The following is a 13,398-nucleotide window of genomic DNA, read 5'->3' as shown; positions in this document are numbered from 1 at the left end:
ACCCGGCACGCACCTTCGGCGGCCGGGTTCACGCCCCGGTGCGCGCCGCCTCGACCGGCCGAAGTCCCGGCGCACGCCCCGCCGAACCGGCTATCGCGCGGACGGAAGCACCGGGACGAGGTTGTTCCACCGCGAGATCTCGCAGCCGTTGGCCCGGCTGAACCGCGCGTCGACCTGCTGGCCCTGCCAGGTGCCCTGGACCCGTGCGGCCGCCGGCCCGCCCATCTGCTGGGTGCACATGGCGTTGCGGTCCGTCGCCACGAAGGGGTTGTCACCCGACTCGGCGGCCTCGTCCAGCAGGTCGCAGGCACGCTGCGCGGCGGGGTGGCTGCCGCCGGCGGGCTCGCACTCCAGCTCGAAGACCCCGTCGGCCGCGGGGTTGCCGGAGTCCGAGACCGTCACGGTGAGGTTGGTCCCGGTGTCCTGGGCCGGCCAGTCCCCCTGGAGGAGGGGGAGCGGGGGGAGCGGCACCAGGGGGGACGCGGCCGTGGCGCCGGGCGTGGCCGCTGCCAGTGCGGCGACGGACGCGAGAGCGGTGAGGGTGAGACGGCGCAGCATGCGGGGCTCCTGTTGTTCTGGCGCACCCGGGGGCGCGCAGATCTGCTCCGGTGCGCGCGGGGGATGCGCGCATCGGGCACACGAGGTGGCGGACGGAGGGCGGAGCCCTCGTCCCTCTAACGCTCCGTACGCCCGCACGTTGCGCAACTCCTGGGGGCCGACTGGAACAGCCGTCCGGACGGCCCCTCCTGGCCCACTGGCTCGGGCCCGCGGACAGGACTGTCCGGACCACGGGCCGGCCGCCCCGACCTGCCGGCCGCACCGCCGCCCCTGCCTACGGGCCGGCCGCCCCGACCTGCCGGCCGCACCGCCGCCCCTGCCTACGGGCCGCAACACCCTCCCGAAGCGCTTTGCCTCACGACCGGCCCGCCTAGTAGCGTGAGCGGCGATTGGTGGCACCGCACTCGAATGTGTCATCATCTGCACGCACCATCCGCGCTCGCGCGGGGTGTGCTGGAGGCGTCGCCTAGTCCGGTCTATGGCGCCGCACTGCTAATGCGGTTTGGGTCTTAAAGCCCATCGAGGGTTCAAATCCCTCCGCCTCCGCAAGATCCCGAAGCCCCGTGCCCCTGGCACGGGGCTTCGGTCGTCTCCAGGACCCGGGCGGGGGTGGGGGCGGTCGCGAAAACAGCTCCAGAACGGCGTTTTCGCAGGTCAGGTGCGATGTGACTAATGGATTTCGCGTGACGGCGCAGGTCATGTAATGTTGTTCCCGCAACGCCGACCAGGGAGAAAACCTGGGAGGCAAGGTCACCGGTCAACACGGCGACCACGCACTCGTAGCTTAACGGATAGAGCATCTGACTACGGATCAGAAGGTTGCAGGTTCGAATCCTGCCGAGTGCACACAGATAGAAGGCCCCCTGGACATCGTCCAGGGGGCCTTCGACATGAGCGGGTGACATCAACGCTCCGCTCGCTGGGGCGCCCCTTTCCGGAGCGCCCCATGCTCCGCGTCGACCGACGCGGAGCATGGGGCCGGAGCGTGCCGATGCCTGGGTGATCCGATACCGGGCTGCCGGGAGGCTCTGCCGGAGGGGTCCGGCTCCCGTCGCGTCCTGCCAACGCCCTGGTGGCGGTCCTGGCTGCGTCAGGGCGGGTCGAGGGGGTGCCCCGGCCGGCCGCGGTGTGGTTCGGGGACGCGGGGTGGCCGGGACGGCCTTGGCCTGCACTCCTCGGCGGCAGGCAGGGACGGCAGCGTCGGGAACCCCTCAGTGTCTACGACCTTGATTCCTGTGTTGTCGAGAGGAATGCGTCCTTCGGCGGTTGGTGGTCTCGGAGGCGGCCTCGTCGGCACGGCCTTGGGTTCCGGTGTTACCGAAGCCGTTCGAATCGTTCTGCGCCGAGGGCGTCTGCTGGGGTGTGTACTGCTGTGCGGCACCGGGTTGAACTATCGGCCCGGGGCGCAGGACGTTGTAGTAGACCTCGTAGGAATGGACGTGCGAGGGTCTTCCGTCGGAGCTCCGTTGCTGAAGTCTGTAGTAGGAGCCGAAATCCCGGGGCAGGCCCGAGAACATGTTCGCGCGTGAGTTCGTCCTGCCCAGGTCGGCCATGATCTGCCGGTGATGCTGGACGTTGCCGAACTCGAGCTGCTCCATGGCACGCCCGTAGTACTGCCCGGGGGTTATCCCTTCCTGTGCGGCCCAGAGTTCGATGTCGCCCGCGCGGGCATGGTCTTCCCACGCCGTGCGCAGGCCCTCCGACCCGGCGTTGAGGATCTCGAACACAGCGGTTCCCATGAGGCGGCTGCTCCGCTCCCCTCTTGTATCCCGGTGGTGCGGATTGATGACGACGGTCCGGTGCGCCGGATCCCAATGCCCGATGCCACCTCCCTCGGCACGGCCGAACCGCACGGAGATGGGGCCGGCAGCCTCGCGGGCCTCCCGGAAACTGGGGACCCTCTCATCCACGCGGGCGATGTACGTGGCAACCTCACGCATTCGTCGGATGTCCTGACTGGCGACGAAGGCGATTTCGCCCACCTGCCCGACGTGGCTGTCACCGGACGAATCGGAGGATGGGGATCCGTACGCCAGGTCGGAGTTGTATTCATCACTCACAGGTCGTCACCCTTCTGATGATGTGCTGTTGCCCTGGGCGTGCGGCTGCCGGCGTTTCCGCCGCGCGCCGGCGGAAGTCCGCGCATGTCGCCTCACCCCTTGTCCGTCACAACGGCCCCTTCCCGGTGATCGGTTCAGTCGACAGGACGCGACAGCGATTCGGTTCGGGTCGCGTCAGGCCGACGCTTCGACGGCCGGGCCTTCCACCGCCGGCTCCTGGGTGATGCGACGGCGTCGGGTCGGCATTCCGAGGGTCGGGTTGGCGACGCCCCAGGCCGCGCCCTTGCAGACCAGTTCCTTGTAGAACGCGGCGAGGCGTCCGGTCAGGGCGGCCGGGAGCGCGCGGTCGTCGGCGGTGACGTACTGGATCAGGCCTTCCCCGCGGCCCAGTGAGACGCACTGGTTGAAGTAGCGGAGCGGCGCGGTCGGGACCTTTCCGCCGGTCAGTCGCGCCGCGATGGCGTCGGCCGCCCGCCAGGCGGCGGGGACGCCCGAGGCGCACGACATCCGCAGCGGTTTGCCGCCGGCGCCCGTGGCCATGGCCGCGTCGCCGATGGCGTACACGTCCGCGTGCGAGACCGAGCGCATGGTCGCGTCGACCAGGATCCGCCCCGTGCCGGTGACCTCCAGGGTGGTGGCCTTCGCGATCGGGTGGACCGCGAAGCCGGTGGTCCACACGGTCACCGCGGCCGGCACGGACCTGCCTGTCCCGGTCACGACGTGGTCGGCCTCGACTCCGGCGACGGTGGTCTGTTCGAGCACCGTGATGCCGAGCCTGTCGAACACCCTGCGTACGTGCCCGCGGCCCTTGGGCGAGAGCCAGTCGCCGAGTTCGCCGCGTGCGAGGAGGGCGACGTCGAGTTCCGGGCGGGCCTCGGCGATCTCGGTCGCGGCCTCCACACCCGTGAGGCCGCCGCCGACGACGACCACGGTCTGTCCGGCGTCCAGGCCGGTCAGGCGCTCGCGCAGCCGGAACGCCCCGGGGCGGCCGGCGATCTCGTGGGCGTGCTCGGCGGTGCCGGATACGCCCTGGGTGTTCCAGCCGCTGCCGAGGGCGTACACGAGGCTGTCGTAAGCCAGTTCCTCGGCGCCGTTCGCGTCGGTGACGGCGACGGTCCTGCGACCGACGTCGACACCGGTGACCTCCGCGAGTCTCAGGACGACGCCGGTGCCGGCGAACATCTTGCCGAAGGGCCGTGGCGCGAGCTCCTGGCCGACCGCCAGTTGGTGCATCCGGACGCGCTCGACGAAGTCGGGTTCGGTGTTGACGAGGGTGATGGACACGTCCTCGCGGCGCAGTCGCCTGGCGAGGCGGCCCGCGGCGACGGCTCCGGCGTATCCGGCTCCGAGGACGACGATGCGGTGCTTCATTTCCTGCTCCTGTCTCGCGTGGGTTCGCCACTTGAACCGGGCAGCCCGCCGATTCCTGACAGGGGGGCGATGTGAAGCACCTCACATCGCCCCGGGTCGCACGTCCGGGACGGGGTCAGAAGGCGATGAGCAGGGGTTCCCCGTGGTCGTCGGCCGCCCATTGCCGGGTGGCGCGTTCGAGCTTGTCGGGGTTGGCCTGGTTGCGGAACGCGGCGATGCCCTCGGAGGTGATCTCCAGGCACATGACGCCGATGACCCGGTCGTCGAGGACCACCACGAGGGCGGGGGTGTTGTTCGCGGTCGTGGCGTAGACCCCGGGGGAGCCGCCGACGATGGCGCGCTTGGCCTTGCCGGGCTTGAACAGGCCCCGCATGAACCTCGCGACCGCGAGGGCGCCCTCGAACGGCTTGGTGCGGGCCGGGACCTTTCCGCCACCGTCGCCGATCGCGACGGCGTCGTCGGTGAGGAGTCGTACGAGTGGCTCGGTCCGGCCGCTGGTGGCGGCCGCGAGGAACTCCTCGACGATCCGCCGGGCGGCGTCCTGGTCGATCTCGGTGCGGGTCCTGCCGTCCGCGAGGTGCTTCTTGGCGCGGTGGAAGATCTGCTGGCAGGCGGCCTCGCTGATGTCGAGGATCTCCGCGGTCCTCCGGTGCGGGTAGTCGAAGGCCTCCCGCAGCACGTACACCACCCGCTCGTTGGGGGAGAGGCGCTCCATGAGGGTGAGGACCGCGTATGACACGGATTCGCGCTGTTCCACCGTGTCGGCCGGGCCGAGCATCGGGTCACCGGCCAGCAGCGGTTCGGGAAGCCACTGGCCCACGTAGGTCTCGCGCCGGGCGCGGGCCGAGGTGAGCTGGTTGAGGCACAGGTTGGTGAGGACCTTCGTCAGCCAGGCCTCGGGGACCTCGATGCGCTCGATGTCCGCGGCCTGCCAGCGCAGGAACGTGTCCTGTACGGCGTCCTCGGCATCGCTCGCGGAGCCGAGCAGGCGGTAGGCGATGGCGTGGAGGCGGGGCATCGCGGCCTGGAACCGGTCCATGTCGTTCATGGGCAGAGCCATGGCCCGGATATTAGCTCCCCCGCGGGGCGCCAGGGCCCGGGTCCGCGCTGGACGGACCGCCGTCCGCTCGTGCCACCGGCCGACGCGGTTCTGCGGGGGCGGGAGGGACAATGGGTCCCGGGACGAGGACGTCCGAGGCGCCCTGCGTTCTCGACCCGTGTCCGCACCCGCCTGCGAGACCTGCCTCTACGAGACCCGCCTGTACGGGACCGATCCGGACGGGACCGATCCGGACGGGACCCACCCGAACGAGCCGACCAGGAGTGCCATGAGCGGATGGCGGTGTACCGGGCTGAGCTGGCCGGCGGGCACTCCCGTGCTCGGGTGGGCGCGGGGAGACGGCGCCGGGCGGGGGCGGACGAGTGCCCTGGCGTACGGGACGGAACTCGGCTTCCGGGCCCGGGGCGAGCGGCACTGCGTGGGGGCGCGCGGTCACGCCTGCCCGTCGGCGGTCGCCGTGCCGGTACGGAGCACGGGGGCGCGGTGCGCGGAGTGCGCGCGGCTGGACCGGGCGCACTCGGTGGCGGCCGACACGATCGCCGACGACCCGCGGACGTACCGCGTCTACCTCGCCTGGTTCGGGCCGGGAATGGTCAAGGTCGGGATCACCGGGGAGGCCCGCGGCGCGGCGCGGTTGCGTGAGCAGGGGGCCGTGGTCTTCAGCTGGCTGGGTCGCGGCCCCCTGATGGCCGCACGGCGCACGGAGGAGCTGCTGCGCTCGGCGCTCGGGGTGCCCGACCGGATCCCGTACGCGCGCAAGCGCGCGGTGCGGTGCGGGTTGCCGGGGCCGGCGGAGCGTGCCGCCGAGATCGAGGGGCTGTACGGGCGGGCGGCCGAACTGGAGGGGGCCGGCTGGCCGGAGGCTCTGGAGCGGCTGCCGTTCGAAGCGGTAGATCACGCCGGGGTGTTCGGGCTCGACGGTGCCGGGCCCGTGGCGCGGGTGGTGACCGGTCTCGCGGACGGAGGAGTGGTGGCGGGCCGGCTGGTCGCGGCTGCCGGGCCCGATCTGCACCTGGGGACCGTGGCCGACGGCGTCGTCGTCCTGGACACCCGGCTCATCACCGGCTGGGACCTGGTCGCCGCGGACGCGCGGGCGGAGGTGAGCGTACCGGCCTTGTCCGTGGGGGGTGGTGGTGTGCAGGACGGCCTGTTCTGAGATCGTCGCCGGGATCGTGTCCGGGCGTACGAGGCAGGTGGGGCGGATGAGCAGCGACGAGCGTGACCGTGGCCGTGACCGTGATGACGTACTGCGTTTCTGGCAGCGACTCGGGCTGCCCGGGATCATCGACGTGCACACGCACTTCATGCCGGAGCGGGTGCTGCGCAAGGTCTGGGCGTACTTCGACTCGGCGGGCCCGCTGACCGGTCTGGAGTGGCCGATCACCTATCGGCAGGACGAGGACGAACGCCTCGGCCTGCTGCGTTCGTTCGGCGTGGTCGGGTTCACCTCGATGCTCTACCCGCACAAGCCGGGGATGGCGTCCTGGCTGAACGACTGGGCGGCCGGGTTCGCGGCCGAGGTGCCCGACTGCCTGCGCACCGCGACCTTCTTCCCGGAGGAGGACGCCGAGGCCTATGTGCGTGAAGCGGTCGAGTCGGGGGCGCGCGTGTTCAAGTCGCACCTCCAGGTGGGCGCGTACGACCCCAACGATCCGCTGCTGGATCCCGTGTGGGGGCTGCTGGCGGAAGCGGGTGTGCCGGTGGTGACGCACTGCGGTTCCGGGCCCGCGCCGGGCGCGTACACCGGGCCAGGTCCGGTCGCCCGGCTGCTGGCCCGTCATCCCCGGCTGCGGCTGGTGGTGGCGCACATGGGTATGCCGGAGTACACGGAGTTCCTCGATCTTGCGGTGGCGTACCCGGAGGTGCGGCTCGACACGACCATGGCGTTCACGGACTTCACCGAGGCCTTCTCACCGTTCCCGGCGGTGGAGCGCGGGCGGCTGGCGGATCTGGGTGACCGGATCCTTCTCGGCACGGACTTCCCGAACATCCCGTATCCGTACGTCCACCAACTGCATGCCCTGGAGCGGCTGGGGCTGGGCGACGACTGGCTGCGGGCGGTCTGCCACGGGAACGCGGACGCCCTGTTCCGCCGGGCCGGCTGAGGGGCGAGCGGGCCGCCGGGCCGGTTGAGGGGCGGGGCCGCCGAGGCGTTTCTCAGGAAATTCACAGCTGGGCGAAAGGTCCCTCTCACGGCCGTCTCACAGGCTTGGGCCATGACGACGACCTCGCCCCAGGGGCGTACCGAACTGCTCAGGCCGGACCGCAGCCCCGTCCGCGTCCTGGTCGTGGACGACGAGGCCCCGCTGGCCGAGCTGCTCTCCATGGCGCTCCGCTACGAGGGGTGGGAGGTGCGCAGTGCGGGGGACGGTGCGGGGGCCGTCCGGACGGCGCGCGACTTCAGGCCCGACGCGGTGATCCTCGATGTGATGCTGCCCGACATGGACGGGCTCGCCGTGCTCGGCCGGTTGCGGCGCGAGCTCTCCGACGTGCCGGTGCTGTTCCTGACCGCGCGCGACGCGGTGGAGGACCGGATCGCGGGGCTGACGGCGGGCGGCGACGACTACGTCACCAAGCCGTTCAGCCTGGAGGAGGTCGTGGCGCGGCTGCGCGGGCTGATCCGCCGCTCAGGTACGGCCTCGGTCCGCAGCGAGTCGACCCTCGCGGTCGGCGACCTGGTGCTGGACGAGGACAGCCACGAGGTGAGCCGGGGCGACACCTCGATCCATCTCACGGCGACCGAGTTCGAGCTGCTGCGCTTCCTGATGCGCAATCCGCGCCGGGTGCTGAGCAAGGCGCAGATACTGGACCGGGTCTGGAACTACGACTTCGGCGGCCAGGCGAACGTCGTCGAGCTCTACATCTCCTACCTGCGCAAGAAGATCGACGCGGGGCGTACCCCCATGATCCACACCCGGCGCGGGGCGGGATACCTGATCAAGCCCGGTGAGTAGGCCCGTGAGCAGCCCCATGAGCGGTCCTGTGGGCGGCCCGGTGAGCGGTCCCGCGAACAGTCCCGTGAGCGGGAGGCGGCGGTCCGAGAGGCGTCCCTGGACGCTGCGGACCCGGCTCGTCGTGTACGCGGTGGCGCTCATCGCGGTCGTCGCCGCGGTGATCGGTTCGGTCACCGCGATCGCCTTCCGGAGCTACATGTACGGGAAGCTGGACGACCAGCTGCACGACATCACCAGAGTGGCCCAGGCGCGTCCGCCGGGCAGCGACAAGATCACTCCGGGCGGCCCGGAGAACCCGGACCCGCTGGACTTCGTCGGCAGGGGCGGCCCGTTCAACACGTTCGGTGCCGTGGTCGCCGACGGTTCCGTCACCGCCTCGAAGGTGTCGAAGGGCCCGGACGCCCGACAGGGCACCGAGGAGCTGACCGACGCGCAGGAGCGGGCGCTGGAGGCCGCCGGGGTGTCCACGGGCGGCGGCGCCCATGACGTCGACCTCCCCGGGCTCGGCAGCTACCGCGTCCAGGGCGTCCCGTCGAGCGGCGGTACCTCCTTCCTCGTCGGCATCCCGACGGCCGAGGTGGACAAGGCCGTCACGACCCTGATCCTCGTCGAGGTCTGCGTCACCGGGGCCGGTCTCATCGCCGCGGGGATCGCCGGCGCCGCCGTGGTCGGTGTCGCCCTGCGCCCGCTGCGCAGGGTTGCCGCCACCGCGACGCGGGTGTCCGAACTCCCGCTGCACAGCGGTGAGGTCGCCCTGTTCGAGCGGGTCCCGGGTGCCGAGGCCGATCCGCGTACCGAGGTCGGCCAGGTCGGCGCGGCTCTCAACCGGATGCTCGGACACGTCGGTTCGGCCCTGGACGCGCGGCAGAAGAGCGAGACACGGGTCCGGCAGTTCGTCGCGGACGCCAGCCACGAGTTGCGTACGCCGCTCGCCTCGATCCGGGGGTACGCCGAGCTGACGCGGCGCGGACGCGAGGACGTCGGGCCCGACACCCGGCACGCCCTTGGGCGCATCGAGTCCGAGGCGGAACGGATGACGGGCATGGTCGAGGACCTGCTGCTGCTGGCCCGTCTCGACGCCGGACGGCCGCTCACGTACGAGAGCACCGATCTCTCACCCCTGGTCATCGACGCCGTGAGCGACGCACGCGTCGCGGACCGGACGTCCGACGGTGCTTCGGCGGCCACCCACCACTGGCGGTTGGAGCTGCCCGAGGCGCCCGCGACGGTGCTCGCCGATCCGACCAGGATCCAGCAGGTGCTGGTCAACCTGCTGGCGAACGCGCGCACGCACACGCCGCCCGGGACCACTGTCACGGTGCGCGTGCGCCAAGCGCGCCGGCAGGTGCCCTGGGTGACCCTGGAGGTCCAGGACGACGGGCCGGGGATCCCCGCCGAGCTGCGGCCACGGGTCTTCGAACGCTTCGCGCGCGGTGACGCCTCGCGCTCACGCCACGCCGGGTCGACGGGGCTCGGCCTCGCCATCGTGCAGGCGGTCGTCGCCGCGCACAGCGGGGTCGCCGAGGTGCGCTCGGTGCCGGGGAACACGGTGTTCGCCGTCCACCTGCCGGCCGGCGCGGAGGACCGGGGAGTCGGGGAGGACGGGGGAGACCCGGTGAACGGCTCCGGAGCAGCGCTCCGCGAGGGCGCCGGCCACTTCCCGTACGCCCCCGTGACGCACTCACAGCCGGACCACAGGCTCAGCACACCTACGTGACAGCGGGGTTGGCGAGTGTCTGTGTCATGCGAACCGACACTCCCTGGAGCACCCTGCCGACCCGGGAACACCTCCTGGCCGCGGCGGTCGGCGCCCCCGTACTCGACGTAGTGATCCCCGTGTACAACGAGGAGAAGGACCTCGAAACGTGTGTGCTGCGCCTGCACGACCATCTGGCGCGTACCTTCCCCTACGGCTTCCGGATCACGGTCGCGGACAACGCGAGCACCGACCGGACGCCACAGGTCGCGGCCGAGCTCGCGGCCCTGATCCCGGAGGTGCGGTCGTACCGGCTGGAGGAGAAGGGCCGGGGCCGGGCGCTGCGGACCGTGTGGTCCCACTCGGACTCCCCGGTCCTCGCCTACATGGACGTCGACCTCTCGACGGACCTCAACGCCCTGCTCCCGCTCGTCGCCCCGCTGATCTCCGGCCACTCCGACCTGGCCATCGGCTCGCGGCTGGCCCGTAGCTCGCGGGTCGTGCGGGGCTCGAAGCGGGAGTTCATCTCGCGGGCGTACAACCTCATCCTGCGCTCCTCCCTGGCCGCCGGGTTCAGTGACGCGCAGTGCGGCTTCAAGGCCATACGCCGCGAGGTCGCGCAGCGGCTGCTGCCGATGGTCGAGGACACCGGCTGGTTCTTCGACACGGAGATGCTGGTGCTCGCCGAGCGGGCCGGGCTGCGCATCCACGAGGTGCCGGTCGACTGGGTCGACGACCCCGAGTCCACCGTGCACATCGTGCGGACCGCGACCGAGGACCTCAAGGGGGTCTGGCGGGTGGGCCGTGCGCTGGCGACCGGAGCGCTTCCGCTGGACCGGTTGGCACGGCCCTTCGGGGACGACCCGCGCGACCGGGCCGTGGCCGGTGTGCCGCGCGGACTGGCCGGGCAACTGGTCGGCTTCTGCGTCGTCGGCGCGCTCTCCACGCTGGTCTACCTCGCCCTGTACTCCCTCTTCCGGTTGGGCGTCGGCCCGCAACTCGCCAACGGAGCGGCTCTGCTGGTGTCCGCCGTCGCCAACACGGCGGCCAACCGGAGGCTCACCTTCGGGGTCCGCGGACGGCGCGGCGCGGTGCGTCACCAGGCGCAGGGACTCGTCGTCTTCGCGATCGGGCTGGCGCTCACCAGCGGTTCGCTCGCCGCGCTGGGCACCGCGTCCGGTTCCGCGTCGCACGGCACGGAACTCGCCGTGCTGGTCGCGGCCAACCTCGCGGCGACGGTGCTGCGGTTCCTGCTCTTCCGCGCCTGGGTCTTCCCCGACCGGCGCACCGACACCCAGGACGCCGTCGAGGGGTCCGCACACGAACTGAGGAACGCACGATGACCGCCGCCACGCACTCCGGCCACGTACCGGCCCCGCCCGGTACACCGACGCCGACCGCTCAGGCCGCGCACCGGGCGGAGCCGCTGTGGCGGCGCGTCCACCGGGGCAGGCCCGAGGACCCGCGCTGGGCGCGGCCGGCCTTCCTCGGCCTGCTGGTGGTCATCGGGCTCGCCTACCTGTGGGACCTCGGCGCCTTGGGCTACGCCAACTCCTTCTACTCGGCGGCCGTTCAGGCCGGCAGCCAGAGCTGGAAGGCCTTCTTCTTCGGATCGCTGGACTCCGCGAACGCCATCACGGTCGACAAGCCCCCGGCCACCCTCTGGCCGATGGCCCTGTCGGTGCGCGTCTTCGGTCTGAGCTCCTGGGCGATCCTCGCGCCCCAGGTGCTGATGGGCGTCGCCACGGCCGGTGTCCTGTACGCGGCCGTACGCCGCCGTTTCAGCGCGGCCGCCGGGCTGGTCACGATGGCGGTCTTCGCGCTCACCCCGGTCGCCGCCCTGATGTTCCGCTTCAACAACCCGGACGCGCTGCTCGCGCTCCTGATGACCGTCACCGTCTACTGCGTGCTGCGCGCGATGGAGGGCGGCCGGACGAAGTGGCTGGTGTGGGCCGGTGTCGCGGTGGGTCTCGCGTTCCTGTCGAAGACCCTGCAGGCGTTCCTGGTCCTCCCGCCACTGGCCGTGCTGTACGCGGTGTCCGCGCCGGTGTCCGTACGGAAGCGGTTCGGTCAGCTGGGCCTGGCCGCACTGGCGACGGCCGTCTCCGGCGGCTGGTGGGTGGCGATCGTCGAGCTGTGGCCCGCCTCCTCGCGCCCGTACATCGGGGGTTCGCAGAACAACTCCTTCCTGGAACTCACCTTCGGGTACAACGGGCTCGGCCGGATCAACGGCGAGGAGACCGGCAGCGTCGGTGGCGGCGGAGGCCAGGGCGGCGGCTGGGGTGAGACCGGCATCGGCAGGATGTTCGACTCCGAGATCGGCGGCCAGGTCTCGTGGCTGCTGCCCGCCGCTCTGATCCTGCTGGCAGCCGGTGTCTGGCTGACCTGGCGGGCGAAGCGGACCGACACGGCCCGCGCGGCGTTCCTCGCCTGGGGCGGGTCGCTGCTGATGACCGCCCTGGTCTTCAGCTTCATGGCCGGGATCTTCCACCAGTACTACACCGTCGCCCTGGCGCCCTCCATCGCGGCGCTGACCGGCATGGGCGCGGCGCTCCTCTGGGAGGAGCGGGGCCGGTGGTGGGCGGGCGCAGCACTCGGCGCGACCGTCGCCGTGACGGCCGTCTGGTCGTACGTCCTGCTGGGCCGTACGCCGGACTACCTCCCGTGGCTGCGCTGGGCCGTCCTGATCGGCGGCCTGTCGGCCGCGGCCGGGCTGCTGCTCGCCGCACGACTGGGGCGGGCACTGGTCCTCGGCGTGGCGGGCCTGGGCCTCGCGGCCTCGCTCGCCGGGCCGGCGGCGTACACGATCAGCACGCTGAACACCGGGCACCAGGGTTCGATCGTCACGGCGGGACCGTCGGGCGCGGGCATGGGCGGTCCCGGGGGCGGCCGGGGCGGCGGGCCCGGTGGCGACGGTGGGATGCGGCCCCCCGGGCAGGGCAACGCGCAGGGCGGTCCGGCGCAGGGCGACGGCCAGGGCAACCAGCGGGGTGGAGGCTTCCCGGGCGGCGGGATGCCGGGTCAGGGCCAGGGCGGTCAGCAGGGCGGGCAGGGCCAGGGCCCCGGCGGCGGTACGGGCGGTATGCCCGGTGGCGGCGCGGGCGAAGGCGGCATGGGCGGCGGCGGGATGGGCGGTCTGCTCAACGGCGCGTCCGTCGACAGCGAGGCCGAGGCCCTCCTGAAGCAGAACGCCGACGCCTACACCTGGACGGCCGCGGCCATCGGTTCGCAGAACGCCGCGAGTTACCAGCTCGCCACCGGGGACCCGGTGATGGCGATCGGCGGATTCAACGGCAGCGACCCGTCCCCCACGCTCGCCCGGTTCAAGGAGTACGTGGCGGACGGCAGGATCCACTACCTCGTCTCCGGCGGCTCCGGAGGGGGCATGGGCGGCGACGGCACCTCGTCCCGGATCTCGGCGTGGGTGGAGGAGAACTTCACGGAGGTCACGGCCGGCAGCGCGACCTTCTACGACCTGACCCGGCCGAAGAGCGACAGCTGAGGGCTGCTGCCCGGAGAAGTGGAGAGACGGGCGGTGGCCCGGGGCGAGCGCCCCGGGCCACCGCCCGTTCCTCGTACCCGTCGGCGCGGCCCCGCTCGCACGCAAAGGACTTGTACGGCGTACAGGGACTCCCTTACGGTGTACAACACCCCTCCCTGTACACCGTACAAGGAACCGTGCACACCGGAACCAGGAGT

Annotated in this window: 10 protein-coding genes and 2 tRNA genes; 8 read left to right on the top strand and 4 right to left on the bottom strand. The window is 72.0% G+C overall.

What is annotated here, in order from left to right; genetic code table 11:
- Nucleotides 1-90 precede the first annotated feature (90 nt).
- Nucleotides 91-558 (bottom strand): SSI family serine proteinase inhibitor, encoded by a 468-nt coding sequence (locus AB0I83_RS24065; protein WP_356535457.1) that lies wholly within the window; start codon nucleotides 556-558, stop codon nucleotides 91-93.
- 455 nt (nucleotides 559-1,013) lie between these two features.
- Here AB0I83_RS24065 and AB0I83_RS24060 point away from each other — a divergent pair.
- Both AB0I83_RS24060 and AB0I83_RS24055 read left to right on the top strand, forming a co-directional pair.
- Nucleotides 1,014-1,104: transfer RNA gene (locus AB0I83_RS24060), tRNA-Ser, on the top strand.
- A 227-nt stretch (nucleotides 1,105-1,331) separates the two neighbouring features.
- Nucleotides 1,332-1,404 (top strand) — tRNA-Arg (locus AB0I83_RS24055).
- 365 nt (nucleotides 1,405-1,769) lie between these two features.
- On the opposite strand, the gene AB0I83_RS24050 is transcribed toward AB0I83_RS24055, so the two are convergent.
- From AB0I83_RS24050 to AB0I83_RS24040, 3 genes are all read right to left on the bottom strand, one after another.
- Entirely contained in the window at nucleotides 1,770-2,618 is an 849-nt protein-coding gene (locus tag AB0I83_RS24050; protein ID WP_363306075.1) for a hypothetical protein, read from the bottom strand.
- 174 nt (nucleotides 2,619-2,792) lie between these two features.
- Nucleotides 2,793-3,989 (bottom strand): FAD-dependent oxidoreductase, encoded by a 1,197-nt coding sequence (locus AB0I83_RS24045; protein ID WP_363306074.1) that lies wholly within the window; start codon nucleotides 3,987-3,989, stop codon nucleotides 2,793-2,795.
- A 115-nt stretch (nucleotides 3,990-4,104) separates the two neighbouring features.
- Nucleotides 4,105-5,049 carry an RNA polymerase sigma-70 factor gene (locus AB0I83_RS24040; RefSeq protein ID WP_356843262.1) on the bottom strand — a complete coding sequence of 315 codons (945 nt, stop codon included), beginning with the start codon at nucleotides 5,047-5,049 and terminating at the stop codon, nucleotides 4,105-4,107.
- Nucleotides 5,050-5,317: 268 nt separating this feature from the next.
- On the opposite strand from AB0I83_RS24040, the gene AB0I83_RS24035 reads away from it, so the two are divergent.
- The 6 genes from AB0I83_RS24035 (at nucleotide 5,318) to AB0I83_RS24010 (ending at nucleotide 13,201) form a co-directional block, all read left to right on the top strand.
- A complete protein-coding gene (locus tag AB0I83_RS24035; protein WP_363306090.1) occupies nucleotides 5,318-6,205 on the top strand; it encodes a DUF2797 domain-containing protein in 888 nt (295 codons plus the stop codon).
- A gap of 46 nt (nucleotides 6,206-6,251) precedes the next feature.
- Nucleotides 6,252-7,154: an amidohydrolase family protein gene (locus AB0I83_RS24030; RefSeq protein WP_363306073.1), complete on the top strand. Its 903-nt coding sequence runs from the start codon at nucleotides 6,252-6,254 to the stop codon at nucleotides 7,152-7,154.
- A 111-nt stretch (nucleotides 7,155-7,265) separates the two neighbouring features.
- Nucleotides 7,266-8,003, top strand: coding sequence for a response regulator transcription factor (locus tag AB0I83_RS24025; protein ID WP_363306072.1), 738 nt, complete (start codon nucleotides 7,266-7,268; stop codon nucleotides 8,001-8,003).
- A gap of 64 nt (nucleotides 8,004-8,067) precedes the next feature.
- Nucleotides 8,068-9,720 carry a HAMP domain-containing sensor histidine kinase gene (locus AB0I83_RS24020; protein WP_363306071.1) on the top strand — a complete coding sequence of 551 codons (1,653 nt, stop codon included), beginning with the start codon at nucleotides 8,068-8,070 and terminating at the stop codon, nucleotides 9,718-9,720.
- 26 nt (nucleotides 9,721-9,746) lie between these two features.
- On the top strand, nucleotides 9,747-11,042 hold the full coding sequence (locus AB0I83_RS24015; protein ID WP_363306070.1) for a bifunctional glycosyltransferase family 2/GtrA family protein: 1,296 nt from the start codon (nucleotides 9,747-9,749) through the stop codon (nucleotides 11,040-11,042).
- A complete protein-coding gene (locus AB0I83_RS24010; RefSeq protein ID WP_363306068.1) occupies nucleotides 11,039-13,201 on the top strand; it encodes a glycosyltransferase family 39 protein in 2,163 nt (720 codons plus the stop codon). Before AB0I83_RS24015 ends, AB0I83_RS24010 begins: the two co-directional genes overlap by 4 nt.
- Nucleotides 13,202-13,398: the final 197 nt, after the last annotated feature.

The sequence above is a fragment of the Streptomyces sp. NPDC049970 genome (assembly GCF_040660235.1).
GTDB lineage: Bacteria > Actinomycetota > Actinomycetes > Streptomycetales > Streptomycetaceae > Streptomyces.
Note: the sequence above shows the minus strand (reverse complement) of the source record. Positions and strands in the feature narration are given on the sequence as shown.